Genomic DNA, 15,578 nt, shown 5'->3' on the forward strand with positions numbered 1-15,578 from the left:
CCACGGTCGCCATGACAAATGCTCACACATCGGACAAAATGCCCCGCCGAGCGTGCACGCCCGCACCGCCTGCGCGACGAGCGCCGCGACGCGCGGGTCGTCCTCGGTCGTGCCCTCCGACGTGGACAGGTCGGCCGCCCCGACGAGCAGCGCGTCGACTCCCGCGACGGCGGCGACCGCCCCGGCCGCGGCCACCGCGGCGGCGCTCTCGATCTGGGCGATGAGCACCACCTCCTCCTGGCCGTAGCGCAGGTACTCGGCGCGGTCGAGGGCGCCCCAGGCGCCGGCCCGGCTGGTGGCCCCGACCCCGCGGGCGCCCAGCGGCGGGAACCGCACCGCCCGCACGGCCGCCGCCGCGTCGGCGACGCTGTCCACGTGGGGCACCATGACGCCCTCGGCCCCGGCGTCGAGGACGCGCTGGACGATCCCGGCCTCCAGCGTGGGAATCCGGACGATCGGCGCCACGCCGAGGTGGCCGGCGGTGCCGATCGCCCGGTACGCGGTCTCCAGGTCCAGCGGCGCGTGCTCGAGGTCGACGACGACGAAGTCGAAGCCGGCCAGGGCGACGAGCTCGACGCTCTCCATGGCGGGGAGCTTCAGCCAGGTGCCCAGGGCCGGCCCGTCGGGGCGGGCGAGCGCGGCCCGGAACCGGCTGCGCCGGACAGTGGGGACAGTGGGGACGGTCATGAGGGCATCGGGTAGTCGGCGGCGTTGCGGATCCAGCCGGGCTTGCCGGAGAAGTCGTACCGCGGCGGCGCGAACATGTCGATGAGCTGCTGGTGCGGGCCGACGCCCTGGGTGGTGTGCACGGCCGGGGGCGGGATCACGCACACCGACGGCGAGCCGAGCCGGCCGTGGTCGTCGGGGCGCCAGCGGGTCGAGTCGGGCCCCCAGGGGTACTGGATGTGATGGACGAACTCACCCTTGACGGCCAGCGACAGCTGCTCGAAGTCGTCGTGGACGTGCGGCGACAGCTTGAGCGGGTCGCGCGGCCGGGGCTCCTCGGCCAGAAAGTTGATCATCATGTTGGTGGTCCGGAAGATGCGGCCGAAGCGGTCGCCCTGGATCGGGTGGTCGGCGAGCCGGTAGACCCGCAGCCGGTACCCGTCGACCGGGTCGGGCCAGGGGACCAGCGGCGCGCAGCGCGGGTCGGGCTCGGCGTAGGCGGCGGCGTTCGCGCAGGCGACGGCCAGGTCGGGCGCGACGGTGGAGAAGACCCGCACGACCGGCCCGTCGGCGAGGGCCTCGACGGTGCTGTCGCCGGGCGGTACGACGACGAACGCCTCCTCGGCGACCTCCTGCGCGGCACCGGCGGCGGTGACCCGCACGGGCGCGCCGGCGGAGTACATGAGCACCGCGTACTCGTCGGGCTGGCCGGTGCGCGGGAACCGGTCCCCGGCCACCGCCTCGGTCCAGGCGAGCACGAGGTGCTGGCCGCGCACCAGCCAGGTCCGGGACCCGGCGGCGCTGACGTGGTCGGGTTCGGTGCCGTAGAGGGGGAGGTACTGCGCGGGCCGGACCGGCGTGGCGGCGTCGGCAGAGGGTGCGGTGGGTGCGGCGGGTGCGGTCGCCAGCTGGGACCGGATGTCGTCCTTCGCGTAGGTCATGGTGTCCGTCCTCAGTGGAGGGTCGAGGGGGGCGTCAGCGGTTGACGTTGGCGGAGCCCTTGAGGCCGAGCATCGCCCGCGCCTCGCCGGGCGTGGCGATCGCCCGCCCGAGGTCCTCGACAGCGGCCCGGATCTTGCGGACCTGCTGCGCGTTGCTCGTGGCGAGCTCGCCCTTGCCGATGTACAGGCTGTCCTCCAGGCCGACCCGGACGTGCCCGCCGAGCCAGGCGCTGTGCGTGCCGAACTGCATCTGGTGCCGGCCGGCGGCGAAGGCGGAGAAGTGGTACTCGCCGCCGAAGAGCTTGTCGGCGATCGCCACCATGTGGGTCAGGTTGGCGTGGTCGGCGCCGATGCCGCCGAGGATCCCGAACACCCCCTGGATGAACAGCGGCGGCCGGGCCAGCCCCCGGTCGGCGAAGTGGGCGAGGGTGTACAGGTGGCCGATGTCGTAGCACTCGTACTCGAACCGGGTGCCGCCGCGCTCGCCGATCTCCCGCAGCGCGTACTCGATCTGCTCGAAGGAGTTCACGAACGGGTGCCGGTAGGTGTTCCGCACGTACGGCAGCTCCCAGTCGTGCTTCCACACCCGCACCCGGTCGGCGATGCCGGCGTAGACGAAGTTCATCGAGCCCATGTTGAGCGAGGCGAGCTCGGGGCTGAACCGGACCGCGGCGGCGAGCCGCTGCTCCGTCGTCATGGCGGAGGAGCCGCCGGTGGTGAGGTTGACCACCGCGTCGCACCGGTCGAGGATCGGCGGCACGATCTCCTCGAAGATCTCCGCCTCGAAGGCGGGCCGGCCGTCGCCGGGGTGCCGGGCGTGCAGGTGGATGACGGCCGAGCCGGCCTGCGCCGCCTCGACCGCGGACTCCACGATCTCCTTCGGCGTCAGCGGCAGGTGGTCGCTCTGCGACGGCACGTGCACCGAGCCGGTGACGGCGGTGCTGATGATCACCTTGGGCGCGGTGATCACGACGGGCGCTCGTCGTCGAGGCCGAGCAGGTAGGCCGGGTTGTCGGCGACCATCCGCCGGACGTCCTTCTCGCTCACGCCGTGGTCGAGCAGCGCCTGCACGATCCACAGGTAGCCGTCGACCGGCAGCGGGTTGCCCTGCTGGCCCAGGTCGGAGCCGATGGTGGTGCGCTCCGGGCCGATCCGCTCGATCCAGCCGACCAGCTGCTCGATCGGCCAGTCCGGCTGGGCCACGTCCGGGTGGTACATCGCGATCTCGTGCTCGACGAAGGCGCCCATCCCGAGTAGCTCCTCCACGTCGGACTCGGCGGCGCCGACGATGAAGTCCGGGTGCTGCACGAGCAGCCGGCGCACGCCCTGCTCCACCGCCACCTCGAAGAGCGCCTTCTGCGAGGCGACGTCGAGGTGCCCGCCGGTGAGCAGGGCGCCGGCCTCGGCCACGACCCGGGTCACCTGCACCGTCGCCGCCGACACCGCGCCGGCGTCGTCGAAGATCGACACCTCCTCCTCCAGCAGGTCCAGGCCGGAGGTGGGGAAGCCGTGCGCGTGGGCGTGGTGGTCGATGTGCTGGCGGGCCGAGACGGTGGGCGCCCACACGCACCGGCCGCCCATCCGCAGGCTCATCGCCACCGCGGACGGGTTGATCCCGCCGACCTCGGAGTTCAGCGCCACGCCGCCGTACACCGGGGTCGGCGCGGCGGTGAGCGGGCCGGCCATCGCCAGCAGGTCCATCACGGTGTTGTGGTGGTGCGACTTGACCAGGATCGCGCGCAGCCCGATGCGGGCGGCGTCGTGAGCGGCCTCCACGTGGTTGATCCGCCGCGGGAACGGGCTGGGACCCGAGTGGCAGTGCAGGTCGACGGCTCCGTCGAGCACCCGCATCACCGCTGCGCTGGGAGTGATGGTCATCGACGCCCTCTCTGTTCGCTTTGTGAACGACGAGTTCAGAATACGAACGGACCCGGCGGGTGTCTATACGTCGCAGGGCGGGCGCCGGGCGCGGGAAATTCGCTGCACATGCCATTGCGTAACATCGCGTTCACAAGCTATGGTCCGCATGCCGGACATCATGACCACGAAGTGAACGTCCGGCGAGCCGCCGAAGATCGCCGCGAAGGGGACGAGCATGGACGCCGAGCCAGTCGACGACGCCGCCCGTCCCGGCCCGGCGGCCGCGCCCGAGGGCGGGCGCGGCGACACCTCCATCCAGTCCATCGACCGCGCCGCCGAGATCCTGGCGCTGTTCAACCAGGACACCCAGCACCTCTCCGTGGCGATCGTCTCCGAGCGGCTCGGGCTCAACCGGACGACCGCGCACCGCTATCTCGCGTCGCTGCAGAGCTCCGGGTTCCTCAGCAAGCACCGCGGGCCCGGGCCGCTGCTCGACCAGCTCTCCGCCTTCGTGTTCAGCCGGCGTGACGTGCTCACGCTGGCCCCACCGATCATGCGCCAGCTCTCCGACCGCACCGGCCTGACCGTCGTGCTCAGCCTCCTCGGGCACTCCGGGCCGGTGGTGACGCTGGTGGAGGAGGCCGCGGTCGGCAACATCGTGCTGACCGTCCGCATCGGCACCGTGCTGGAGGCGAAGTCCTCCCAGGCACGCGTGCTCTACGCATTCCAGTCCGATCCCGCCGTCGTCGCCCGCCACCTGTCCGCCCTGGACGAGGCGGACGGGATCATGGAGCGGGCCGAGCTGGCGACCGCTCGCCGCGACCGGCTCGCATGGGCAGACGCATCACATCTCGGCCACGCCGCCGTCGCGGCACCCGTCTTCGGTGCCCGCGACATCCAGGCGGCGATGGCCCTGCTCGGAACCGCGCAGATGCTGCCCTCCACGGAGCGTTCCGCGGAGGCCGTCAGCCTGCTTCGCGAGGCCGCCGACAAGCTGAGCCAGCTCGTCGGCGCGCCGCCGAGTGCGCGGTCCTGAGGGGTATCGCATCCGACAGCCACCCCCAGGCGCCCCACCGTGGGCGCCGGCAGGAGGTACCTCGCATGTCCCACCGGGCTCTCCCCAGACGCAGACTTCCCTTACGACTCCTCGCCGCCGCGGCCGCCCTCGCCACCGCCGGCACCCTGGCCGCCTGCGGCGGCGACTCCGGCGCCGGGACCGGCGCCGACGAGAACGAGAAGGTCGAGCTGACCTACGTGTCCTACGGCGGCACCGGTCAGGACGGCATGATCAAGAACTGGCAGCAGCCCTACACCGCGCTGCACCCGAACGTCACCTTCGTCAACGCCTCGCCGCCCGACGCGGCGCAGGTCAAGGCCCAGGTCCAGGCCGGCGTGGTGCAGTGGGACCTGGTCTCGACCGCGCCCTGGCTGGCCAGCCAGAACTGCGGCACGCTCTACGAGAAGCTCACCGTCCCCGACGTCGACCCGGCCCAGTTCGGCCCCGGCGTGCTCGGCGAGTGCCACATCCCGGACTTCGCCTACTCCCTGGTGTTCGCCTACAACGCGGAGAAGTGGCCGGACCCGGCCACCGCGCCGAAGAGCATCAAGGACTTCTTCGACACCGCCAGGTTCCCTGGCAAGCGCGGCGTGGTGCCGGCGCTGCAGGACGGGATCCTCGAGTGGGCGCTCATGGCCGACGGCGTCGCGCCGGACCAGGTCTACCCGGTCGACGTGCCGCGCGCCCTGGCCAAGTGGGAGTCGATCCGCTCGTCGACCACCTGGGCGGCGAACGTCGGCGCACTGCTGCAGCTGGTGACGTCGAAGCAGGTCGACATGCAGATCATGGTGCAGGCCCGCAACCAGGCCGCCCTCGACGCCGGCGCGAAGATCGTGCCGGTCTGGGACATCACCATGACCAGCGTCGACGGCCTGGCGATCCCCAAGGGCTCGCCGAAGAAGGCCGCCGCCGAGCGGTTCATGAGCTTCATCCTCAAGCCGGAGCAGCAGCAGAAGATCTCCGAGGCGATCGGGGTCGCCCCGTCCAACCTGCTGTCGAAGCCCAACTACACCGAGAACGGCGCGAAGATCAACACCTTCGGCCCGGCCAACACCGGCAAGAGCGTGCCTGTCGACGCGGTCTGGTGGGGCAAGAACTGGAACCAGATCTCGGCCGACTTCACCAAGTGGCTCAACGCCTGAGCCGCGAACACCGGAGACGCTGATGACGACGTCACGACCGCGGTGGCTGCCCCGTCCGGGCTGGCTGCTCATCGTCCCGGCGGCGCTGCTGCTCGGCGGCACGCTCGGAATGCCCCTCTGGCAGAGCTTCTGGCGCAGCGTGCACACGGTGGTCCCGGTGGGGGAGCCGGGCACCGCCCAGCTGACCCTGGAGCACTACCGCGCGCTGTTCACCGACGGGGTCACGCTGCGCGTGCTGGCCCGGACCGGGAAGGCCGCCGCGATCGTGACGGTCGTCGCCCTGCTGCTCGGCTACCCCTACGCCTATCTCATGACCCGGGTCGGGGCGCGCGCCCGCTCCGTGCTGGTGGTCCTGGTGCTCATGCCGTTCTGGACCTCGGCCCTGGCCCGCAACTTCGGCTGGCTCGTCCTGCTCTACGACGGCGGGCTCGTGCAGCGCTTCCTCGGGCTGTTCGGCCTCGGCGACGTCGTGCTCTACGGCACCGCCACCGGCGTGACGCTCGCGATGAGCCAGGTGCTGCTGCCGTACATGGTGCTGCCGCTGTACAGCTCGCTCGGCGGCATCGACCGGCGGCTGCTGCTCGCCGCCCGCAGCCTCGGCTCGCCGCCGCTGGTGGCGTTCTGGAAGGTGTACTGGCCGCTGTCGCGCGGCGGCGTCGCGGCCGGGATGATCCTCGTGTTCACCCTGGCCTGCGGCTTCTACGTGACGCCGGCCCTGATCGGCTCGCCGCGCGAGTCGCTGGTCGCGCAGCTGCTCGGCCAGCGCACCACCCAGTTGCTCGACTTCGCCGGTGCCGGCGCGCTCGGCACCCTGGTCCTGGTCGTGACCCTGGTCCTGGTGGCCTGGGCCAACCGGGTCGGCGGGTCGATGGCGACGATCGGCGCCGGCTTCGCCGGCCAGACGAGGAGCGCCCGATGACCGCCGTCGCACCACCCCGCGAACCCGCCGACGCCCCCGCCCCGGTCCGGCGGCGCGGCCTGCGGGGCCGCCGCGGCCGGACCGACCCGGTGCCCGTCTGGCTCTGGGTCGCCGGCGTGGTCGTGGCCGTCTACCTGGTCCTGCCGACGCTCATCGTCATCCCGATGAGCTTCTCCGAGGCCACGACGTTCGTGTTCCCGCCCAAGGGGAACTCCCTGTGGCTGTACCGCAACTTCTTCACCAACGACCGCTGGCTCGACGCGCTGCGCAACTCGCTGATCGTCGCGGTCCTCGCCGCCGGCCTGGCCACGGTCGTCGGCACCGCCGCCGCGCTCGGCCTCGACCAGCTGCGCGGCCGGGTCGCGCGGCTGGTCCGCTCCGCGCTGATGTTCCCGATCCTCACCCCGTCCATCGTCATCGCGACAGCGGTCTACATCTCGTTCCTGCGGTGGCACCTCACCGGCACCCTGACCGGCTACGTCCTCGCCCACGCGGCGCTCGCCTCACCGCTGGTGCTGGTCAGCGTGACCAGCGCGCTGGCCACCTTCGACGCCACCTACCTGCGCGCGTCGGCGTCGCTGGGCGCCTCGCCGTGGCGTGCGTTCGTCACCGTCACCCTGCCGCTCATCAGCCGCGGCGTGGCGACCGGGGCGGTGCTCGCCTTCGTCACCTCCTTCGACGAGGTCGTCATCGCGCTGTTCCTGCGCTCGCCGAAGTTCCAGACCCTGCCCGTGCAGATGTACAACAGCGTCGTGGTGGACATCGACCCCACCATCGCCGCCTCGTCCAGCCTCATCGTGGTGACCGTCAGCCTCATCTTCCTGGTGGCGCTGCTGGCCGGCGCCCGCAAGCGTCGTTAGGAGCAGGGCAGTGACCATCCTGATCGGCAAGACGCCGGCGACCGCCGGACCGGAGGCCGCCGCGGGCGGCGCGGGCGCGCAGATCCGGCTGGAGCGCGTCACGAAGGACTTCGGGCTGGCCAGCCCCGCCGTCGACGGCGTGTCGCTGACCATCGAGCCCGGCGAGTTCATGACGCTGCTCGGCCCGAGCGGGTCCGGCAAGACGACCACGCTGAACCTCATCGCCGGCTTCGAGTCGCTGACGTCGGGCACGATCCGCCTGGACGCACAGGACGTGAGCACGCTGCCGGCGCACCGGCGCAACCTCGGCATCGTGTTCCAGAACTACGCGCTGTTCCCGCACCTGACCGTCGCCGGTAACATCGCCTACCCGCTGCGCGAGCGCAAGGTGCCCAGGGCGGAGATCGAGCGGCGGGTCGCCGAGGTGCTCGAGCTGGTCCAGCTCAAGGGCCGCGACCAGCACTACCCCGCGCAGCTGTCCGGCGGGCAGCAGCAGCGGGTCGCCCTGGCCCGGGCGATCGTGTTCCACCCGCGGGCGCTGCTGCTCGACGAGCCGCTCGGCGCCCTCGACCGCAACCTGCGGGCCGCGCTGCAGCTGGAGATCCGGCGCATCCACCGGGAGGTGGGCACGACCCTCGTGTTCGTGACCCACGACCAGGAGGAGGCGATGAACCTGTCCGACCGGATCGCGCTGTTCCACGACGGGCGCATCGAGCAGGTCGGCTCGCCCGAGACCCTGTACGGCGCGCCGGAGACCCTGTTCACCGCGCGGTTCCTCGGCGACTCGACGGTCTTCCCGCTCGGCGGGCAGCCGCTCACCGGTCCGGTGACGTGGGAGGGCGAACGGTGGGCGGTCGACGCCGCCACCGTGGCCGCACGCGCGCACGAGGGCGGGCCCACCGCGCTCGTCGTGCGGCCGGAGGCGGTCGGCGTCGTGCGCGACCGCGCGCAGGTGCCGGCCGGCGCCAACGCGGTGCGGGCCCGCGTGCGCGACATCGAGTACATGGGCGCCCACCGCATGCTCCAGCTCGCCGTCGGCGAGGACGTCGCCGGGCGGGCGCAGATCCCGGCCGCGGACCGCAGCTACACCCTCGGCGACGACGTCGTCGCCTGGTGGCGCCCGGACGCCCAGCGGATCGTGGCCGCATGACCGCCACGATCCCCGCCTGGTCGGCCGGGCTCTCCACACCGTCGTACGGGCTGGTGCGCGCGCCGGGCCAGATCGTCTTCGGCGAGGGCTGCTCGGCCGGGCTGGGCGACCTCGTCACCCGGCTCGGCACCCGGGTCCTGGTCTGCACCGACCGGCGGATGGGCGACGACCCCGCGTTCCGCTCCCTGGTCGACAGCCTGACCCGGGCCGGGGCGACCGTGACCGTGTACACCGGGGTCGAGTCGGAGCTGCCGGTGCCCTCCATCGAGGCGTGCGTCGACCGGCTCGGGGCCGGCGAGCCGGACGTCATCGTCGGGGTGGGCGGCGGCAGCTCGATGGACTTCGCGAAGGCGCTCGCCGTCCTGCTCACGCACGGCGGGTCGCTGCGCGACTACTACGGCGAGCTCAGGGTGCCCGGGCCGACGTACCCCGTCGTCGCGGTGCCCACCACCGCCGGCACCGGGTCGGAGGTCACGCCCGTCGCCGTCGTCACCGACCCGGACCAGGTGCTCAAGGTCGGCATCGCCAGCCCGTACCTCATCCCGGCCGTCGCGGTCGTCGACCCCGTGCTGACCTACGGCTGCCCGCCCGCGCTGACCGCGCACACCGGCGCCGACGCGCTCGCGCACTGCGTCGAGGCGTTCACCGCCGTGCGCCGCCCCGCCGAGACCGCCGCGCTCGCGACCAGCCGTGTCTTCGTCGGCAAGACCGTGCTCACCGACCTGTACGCGCTGGCCGGCATCGAGCTCATCGCCCGCAGCCTGCGCCGCGCCGCGTCGGCCGCGCCCGACGACGAGGCCCGGCGGGACATGGCGCTCGCCGCGCTCTACGGCGGGCTCGCCTTCGGCACGGCCGGCACCGCGGCGGCGCACGCGCTGCAGTACCCGATCGGTGCCCTGACCCACACCTCCCACGGCGAGGGCGTCGGCCTGCTGCTGCCGTTCGTGATGGCCTACAACGCGTCGCCGGAGCTCGCCACGGTCGCCGCCGTCCTGGGCGCGGACGACGCGGTCACCGCCGTGCGGCAGCTCATGCTCGACGTCGGCATCCGCCCGACCCTCGCCGACCTCGGGCTGCGCGCCGACCAGATCGACTGGGTCGCCGCGAGCACCATGCGGGTGACCCGGCTGCTGGACAACAATCCCCGGCCCGTCGGCGAGGCGGCCGCGCGGGCGATCGTCGCCGGCGCGTTCGCCGGAGACCTGAGCCTCGGAGGTACCGCGTGAGCCTGCCCACGGAGCTCCTGGAGCGCCCGCATCTGTACATCAAGGGCGCGTGGGTGCCCGCGGCGAGCGGCCGCCCCGGCATCGACGTCGACGACCCGTCCACCGGCACCCGGCTCGGCGGGGTCGCCGACGCCGGCCCGGCCGACGCGATCCGCGCCGTCGACGCCGCCGCCGACGCGCTGCCGGCCTGGTCGGCGACGAGCCCGCGGGAGCGGGCCGAGATCCTGCGCGAGTGCTTCGCGGTCATGATGCGCAACCGCGACACCCTGGCCGGGCTGATGCGCGCCGAGAACGGCAAGACGCTCGCCGACGCGCTCGGCGAGGTCGACTACGCCGCCGAGTTCTTCCGCTGGTTCAGCGAGGAGGCCGTGCGCATCGGCGGCGACCTGCGCCTGGCCCCGAGCGGCGCCAACCGGATCCTCGTGCAGCAGCAGCCGGTCGGGGTGTCGCTGCTCATCACGCCGTGGAACTTCCCGGCGGCGATGGCGACCCGCAAGCTCGCCCCGGCCCTGGCGGCCGGCTGCACGACCGTGCTCAAGCCGTCGGAGCTGACCCCGCTCACCGCGTACCTCGTGGCCGAGCTGATGACCGAGGCCGGCGTCCCGCCGGGCGTGGTCAACGTCATCACCTCCACCGAGAACCCGGTCGTCGTGGCCGGGATGCTGCACGACCCCCGGGTGCGCAAGCTGTCCTTCACCGGCTCCACCGCCGTCGGGCGGCTGCTGCTCGCGCAGGCGGCCGACCAGATCGTCAGCTGCTCGATGGAGCTCGGCGGCAACGCGCCGTTCATCGTCCTGCCCGACGCCGACGTCGAGCAGGCCGTCGACGGGCTGATGGTCGCGAAGATGCGCAACGGCGGGCAGGCCTGCACCGCGGCGAACCGGGTGTACGCCCACGCCGCCGTGCGGGACCGGGTGGTGGCCGAGCTGTCCCGGCGGATGGGGGAGCTGGTCGTCGGCACCACCTGCGCGCCGGTCATCACCGCCGCCGCCCGCGACCGGATCGTGTCGCTCGTCGGCGGCGCCGTGCGCGGCGGCGCCTCCGTCGTCACCGGCGGGCGCTCCGCCGACCGGCCCGGCTGGTACGTCGAGCCCACCGTCGTCGACGCCACCCCGCCCGGCAGCGAGATGATGCGCACCGAGATCTTCGGCCCGGTGGCCGCGGTCGCCGCGTTCACCGACGTCGACGAGGTGGTCGCCGCGGCCAACGCCACGCCCTACGGCCTCGCCGCCTACGTCTACACCGGCGACCTGCGGGCCGGCCTCGCCCTCGCCGACCGGATCGAGGCCGGTATGGTCGCGGTCAACCGCGGGCTCGTCTCCGACCCGGCGGCGCCGTTCGGCGGGGTCAAGCAGAGCGGCCTGGGCCGCGAGGGCGGCCGGCACGGCATCGAGGAGTTCCTGGAGACGAAGTACGTGGCCGTGGCGTGGTGAGGGAGCGGGACATGTGGCCGACCTACGCGGAGCTGGAGGCGGTGTCGTCGCCGGCCTCGGCCTGGCACGTCTTCGGCCCGGACGACGAGCTGGGCACGATCAACTTCCTGACGCCGGAGGTGCGCCGCCGGGCCGCGACGCTCGTGCGCACCGGCCGCACGTTCAACCTCGACTACGCCCTCGACGCCTTCGAGCCGTTCCCGTCGGGGACGCGTTCGCCGTACCGCCACTCGCTCTTCTCCAACAACCCGCTGCACTTCGACGACTGGGTCGACTCGTTCTACCTCCAGGCGACCTCCCAGATCGACGGGCTGCGGCACATCGGGTACCCCGGCCGCGGCTTCTACAACGGCCACACCGCGGACGAGTTCCAGCCGCACACCCCGACGCTGGGCATCCAGCGCTGGGCCGACGCCGGCATCGTCGGTCGGGGCGTGCTGCTCGACGTGGAGCGGCACCTGGCCGCGGCCGGCCGCCCGATCGACCCGACCGCGGCGACCTACCTGACGGTCGACGACCTCGAGGCGACCGCCCGCGCGCAGGGCGTCGAGTTCGCCGACGGCGACATCCTCCTCATCCGTACCGGTTGGGCCGAGCACTGCCGGCTGCACATGGACGCCGACGCCCGCCGCGCGTTCAAGCACGACATCCGGTTCCCCGGCCTGACCCAGAGCCGCGACATGGTGGCCTGGCTGTGGGACCACCACTTCGCGCTGGTGGCGTCGGACAACCTGGGCGTGGAGGCGGCGCCGAACCGCCCCGGCAACGAGTGGGAGCTGCCCGGCCAGGCGGTCCCGGCCAAGGGCGTCGACCACAACGGCAGCATCCACCGCCCGCTGATCGCGCTGCTCGGCCTGGCCCTGGGCGAGATGTGGGCCCTGCACGACCTGGCCGCCGACTGCGCGGCCGACGGCGTCTACGAGTTCCTGCTCACTGCCAAGCCCCTGAACCTGGTCGGCGGGGTCGGCTCCACCGCCAACGCGCTGGCCGTCAAGTAAATCGGGTGGTGGGCGGCGCCGCCGGGGTGCTATCCAGGTCCGGTGACCGCCGTTGAGTCGTAGCCTGCACACCGACCCGTACCCGGTCCGGGCCCAACGCCGGACCGGTTCGCCCGTGCCCGTCCGGGTCGGCCCGCCGCGCCGCGGGTTCGTGCACCCGGCGGGGCCCGGCGACGTCGCGCGGGTCCTGGCCTTCTTCGGGCCGGCCGCCTGCTACGGCCTGCGCGGTGTCGAGCTGCGGCAGCGCCCGGCCGGGGCCGGCCTGGCCGTCGCGGCGCTGCGGGTCCCGGGGCTCGTGGTGCTGTTCGAGCAGCCCGCGCCGCCGTGGGTGCTGCCGGGCCGGCTCACCGACGACCGGCTCGAGCGCGCGGGTGCAGTGGTCGCGGCCGGTCCGGCCGGCACGCTGGTCGAGTGGCCCGGGGACACGCTGCGCGACTTCGTGCTCTTCGACGGGCTCATGCACGAGATCGGGCACCACACGATCCAGCACGCCGCGCGCAAGCGGCACACCCGCGCCATGCGCACCGCCGACCACGAGCGGCGCGCGGACGCGTACGCCGCCCGGGCCCGGCAGGAATGGTCGGCGCGGTGGTGAGGCTCGTCGGCGACGGCGTGGAGAACCCGGCCAACGCGGCGGCGCTGGTCGAGGCCGCCCGGATGTTCGCCGTGCCGTGTGCCTTCCGGGACAGCCGCGGCCTCGCCGGGCAGCTGCCCGACCTGTCCACAGTGGACACCGACGGGCTGCTCGCGCAACGGATCGTGGCGGTGGACAACGCGCCCGGGGCCGAGTCCGTGTACCGCACCGCGCCCGCCCCGGCCGGCGCGTCCGTCGTGGTCGGCAACGAGCGGCACGGCATCCGCCCGGACGTCCTGCGCGCCGCGGCGCGGACCGTGCACATCCCGATGCCCGGCCGCGGCGTGAACACCCTCAACGTGGCCACCGCGGCGGCCGTCGCCCTGTACTACCTGCTCGACGCCCACGGCCGCCGCCAGGCCCGGGCGCCGCGCCCCGAGTCGCACCGCCCGGCCCTGCTGCTCGCCGCCCCGCGCGACCACGTCGAGGCCGGCAGCTCGCTGCGCTCGGCGGCCGCGTTCGGCTGGCCGGTCGTCACCGTCGACGACCGGGAGAAGGTGTGGTTCGGCACGCCGCGCCCGGTGCGCACCGAGGCCCGGGCCGCGGCCCGCAGCCACCGCAACCCGCTGCGCGTCGCCCCGGCCGGCGACGCCTGGTCCCCGCCGCCCGGCACCCGGGTGGTCGTCTGCACACCGGACGCCGACGGGCCGCCCCTGCACCGCACCGAGCTGACCGGCCCCGGCACCGTCCTCGTCGTCCCGGACGGCGACGGCTGGACGGCGCCCCCGGACGCCGAGTTCGCCCGCGTCGCCGTCCCGGGCGAGCCGGGCCGCTACCGCCTGCTCACCGGCATCGTCCTGGCCGAGGCGGCCCGCCAGCTGGGACCCCGGCCCGCGGGCACCGCCCGGCCGCCCCGCCGCGGCCTGTCGTACGGCAGCGCCGTGGCCCGGACCGCCCCGGACGCGGACCTCGTCCTGCCGTGGGAGCTGCTGGAGTACTGAACGCTTCCCGGTGCGAAGGCGACTGCTACCGGGTGGCGGGCGCCGTGCTGACCACGTCCGTGCGCACCTGGGCCGGGACCTTGACGCGCACGTCGAGCCAGCGCGCGGTCCACCAGAGGAAGGCCAGAACCGCCAGCCAGCTCGCGCCGCTCAGCGCCAGGTAGCTCCAGTGGGCGTGGTGGCCGGCCCAGACGAGCACCACCCACAGCGCGGTCGTCCAGGTCACGTTCACCGCCACGAGCGCGGCCACGGCGAGGCGGGGGAGCACGGTCAGCACCGCGCCCAGCGCGACGAACAGCAGGGCCATCATCGCGTACGAGCCCTGGAAGATCGTCGGGCTCGTCCCCGGCTCGCCCGGGCCGAACAGCAGCAGCGGCCAGATCACCAGGGTCAGGCCGGCGACCGCCGCCATCGGCTTGAGACTTGCCACGTCGAGCACCCGTGACAGGCGGCGGCGCAGCGCCGGCACCAGCAGCAGCACCAGCGCGAGGTTGCACACGCCGAGGCCGAAGAGGACGAAGAACATCTCCTCCGCGCGCAGGATGCCGAGCGGGCCCGGGCCGGCCAGGTGCGGCCCGTGCAGCCGGTCGCCGAAGAGGGTCAGGACGTTCGTCCACTTGTTGTGCAGGATCTCGCCGAGGCTCAGCTTCCCGTAGGAGTCGGCGACCAGCTCGCCCAGCGACCGGCGGTCCGGGCCGAACGCCGGCTGCCACACGCCGGCGAAGTGCCACTTCAGCAGCTGGTCGCCGGGCGGGTCGACGATGCGCTGGTACGCCGTCCAGGGCGCCTGCAGCGCCAGCGCGCCCGCGGCGGCCAGGCCGGCGTGCTGCCACGACGGGCGGCGCCGCAGCAGGAGCAGCCCCATCGGCAGCAGCGTGAACGCCACCCCCGCGTGGGCCACCAGGCCCGCCCCGGCCGCGACGCCGGCGAGGGCCCACATCGAGCGGGCCGGGCGGCCGTAGAACAGCAGCGCGAACGCGGTCAGCGTCAGGGCCGCGGCGAGGAGCTTGGGCCAGACGAAGACGCTGTTGTACACGAAGAAGCCGGTGAACAGGAACATCGTCAGCACGGCGACCAGGCGGTACCCGCTCAGCCGCAGGATCCGCAGCAGCGCCCACACGGCCGGCAGGCACAGCGCCTGCAGGAGCACGGCGAGCGTCTGGTACCCCAGCAGGTGGAAGCGGCCCGGCCCGGTGACGGGGGTCTGCATGAGGACCGCGCCGGACTGCAGCGGGGGACGGGCGCTCGCCTGCCAGTCCCAGACCGGCGTGCGGGGATGGCGGTTCAGGACGTTGTCGGCGAAGATCTGCGGCAGGACGTTGTCCCCGGTCAGGCCGGTGAGGTGGCAGGCCTCGTTGAGGCCGCTCAGCACCGGGCGCACCGTGCAGCCGAAGGTGGCGGTGACGAGGAAGAGCGTCACGAGGTACAGCAGGATCAGCGGCGCCGCCACGTCGACCGAGCCGAGCAGCGCCCGGTACCGCGGCCGCAGCGCCAGCAGCGCGACACCGGCCGCGGCGAGCGCCGCGGTGAGGTAGCTGTAGGTCTCGCCGGCCGTGCGGTTGGCGAGGTAGATCCAGACCGCGGCGTAGCTGAGCACCGCGCCGACCACCCCGGCGACGGGCACCACGAGGTAGCGGGCGATCAGGTCCCGGCGGGCGAGCTCGGCCCCGGCGACGAGGCCGGGCGCCAGCAGCCAGGCGGCCTGGACCAGCAGCAGGAACGGCGAGTAGAGCCCAGAGGGCACAGCGACC

15 protein-coding genes are annotated in these 15,578 nt (G+C 73.7%); 10 read left to right on the forward strand and 5 right to left on the reverse strand.

Annotated features, from left to right (window positions below):
• The 4 genes from ABZS66_RS43265 to ABZS66_RS43280 all read right to left on the reverse strand — a co-directional run.
• A partial coding sequence (locus ABZS66_RS43265; protein WP_354768411.1) for an aldolase/citrate lyase family protein occupies positions 1-687 on the reverse strand: 687 nt, incomplete at its 3' end.
• Entirely contained in the window at positions 684-1,607 is a 924-nt protein-coding gene (locus ABZS66_RS43270) for a hypothetical protein (protein ID WP_354768413.1), read from the reverse strand. The genes ABZS66_RS43270 and ABZS66_RS43265, both read right to left, overlap by 4 nt.
• Positions 1,608-1,641: 34 nt before the next feature.
• Positions 1,642-2,577: a 3-keto-5-aminohexanoate cleavage protein gene (locus tag ABZS66_RS43275; protein ID WP_354768415.1), complete on the reverse strand. Its 936-nt coding sequence runs from the start codon at positions 2,575-2,577 to the stop codon at positions 1,642-1,644.
• The gene (locus ABZS66_RS43280) at positions 2,574-3,485 is read right to left on the reverse strand and encodes a DUF6282 family protein (RefSeq protein WP_354768417.1); all 912 of its coding nucleotides are present in this window, start codon (positions 3,483-3,485) and stop codon (positions 2,574-2,576) included. The genes ABZS66_RS43275 and ABZS66_RS43280 overlap by 4 nt, the downstream gene beginning before the upstream one ends.
• Before the next feature lie 217 nt (positions 3,486-3,702).
• On the opposite strand from ABZS66_RS43280, the gene ABZS66_RS43285 reads away from it, so the two are divergent.
• The 10 genes from ABZS66_RS43285 (at position 3,703) to ABZS66_RS43330 (ending at position 13,827) form a co-directional block, all read left to right on the forward strand.
• Complete coding sequence (locus ABZS66_RS43285) at positions 3,703-4,503, forward strand: helix-turn-helix domain-containing protein (RefSeq protein WP_354768419.1); 801 nt, start codon at positions 3,703-3,705, stop codon at positions 4,501-4,503.
• 65 nt (positions 4,504-4,568) lie between these two features.
• Positions 4,569-5,666 (forward strand): extracellular solute-binding protein, encoded by a 1,098-nt coding sequence (locus ABZS66_RS43290; protein ID WP_354768421.1) that lies wholly within the window; start codon positions 4,569-4,571, stop codon positions 5,664-5,666.
• 22 nt (positions 5,667-5,688) lie between these two features.
• On the forward strand, positions 5,689-6,585 hold the full coding sequence (locus ABZS66_RS43295; RefSeq protein WP_354768423.1) for an ABC transporter permease: 897 nt from the start codon (positions 5,689-5,691) through the stop codon (positions 6,583-6,585).
• The gene (locus tag ABZS66_RS43300; protein WP_354768425.1) at positions 6,582-7,445 is read left to right on the forward strand and encodes an ABC transporter permease; all 864 of its coding nucleotides are present in this window, start codon (positions 6,582-6,584) and stop codon (positions 7,443-7,445) included. The genes ABZS66_RS43295 and ABZS66_RS43300 overlap by 4 nt, the downstream gene beginning before the upstream one ends.
• 10 nt (positions 7,446-7,455) lie before the next feature.
• Positions 7,456-8,595, forward strand: a complete 1,140-nt coding sequence (locus ABZS66_RS43305) for an ABC transporter ATP-binding protein (protein ID WP_354768427.1) — start codon at positions 7,456-7,458, stop codon at positions 8,593-8,595.
• Positions 8,592-9,821, forward strand: coding sequence for an iron-containing alcohol dehydrogenase (locus ABZS66_RS43310; protein WP_354768429.1), 1,230 nt, complete (start codon positions 8,592-8,594; stop codon positions 9,819-9,821). Before ABZS66_RS43305 ends, ABZS66_RS43310 begins: the two co-directional genes overlap by 4 nt.
• Complete coding sequence (locus tag ABZS66_RS43315) at positions 9,818-11,254, forward strand: NAD-dependent succinate-semialdehyde dehydrogenase (RefSeq protein ID WP_354768431.1); 1,437 nt, start codon at positions 9,818-9,820, stop codon at positions 11,252-11,254. Before ABZS66_RS43310 ends, ABZS66_RS43315 begins: the two co-directional genes overlap by 4 nt.
• Positions 11,255-11,265: 11 nt before the next feature.
• On the forward strand, positions 11,266-12,252 hold the full coding sequence (locus ABZS66_RS43320) for a cyclase family protein (protein ID WP_354768433.1): 987 nt from the start codon (positions 11,266-11,268) through the stop codon (positions 12,250-12,252).
• Between the two features lie 52 nt (positions 12,253-12,304).
• Entirely contained in the window at positions 12,305-12,847 is a 543-nt protein-coding gene (locus ABZS66_RS43325; protein ID WP_354768435.1) for a hypothetical protein, read from the forward strand.
• Positions 12,841-13,827, forward strand: a complete 987-nt coding sequence (locus ABZS66_RS43330; RefSeq protein ID WP_354768437.1) for a TrmH family RNA methyltransferase — start codon at positions 12,841-12,843, stop codon at positions 13,825-13,827. Before ABZS66_RS43325 ends, ABZS66_RS43330 begins: the two co-directional genes overlap by 7 nt.
• Positions 13,828-13,852: 25 nt before the next feature.
• On the opposite strand, the gene ABZS66_RS43335 is transcribed toward ABZS66_RS43330, so the two are convergent.
• Positions 13,853-15,571 (reverse strand): hypothetical protein, encoded by a 1,719-nt coding sequence (locus tag ABZS66_RS43335; RefSeq protein ID WP_354768439.1) that lies wholly within the window; start codon positions 15,569-15,571, stop codon positions 13,853-13,855.
• Positions 15,572-15,578: the final 7 nt, after the last annotated feature.

Origin of the sequence: Dactylosporangium sp. NPDC005572 (genome assembly GCF_040605515.1) — a bacterium.
In the GTDB taxonomy this organism is placed as follows: domain Bacteria; phylum Actinomycetota; class Actinomycetes; order Mycobacteriales; family Micromonosporaceae; genus Dactylosporangium.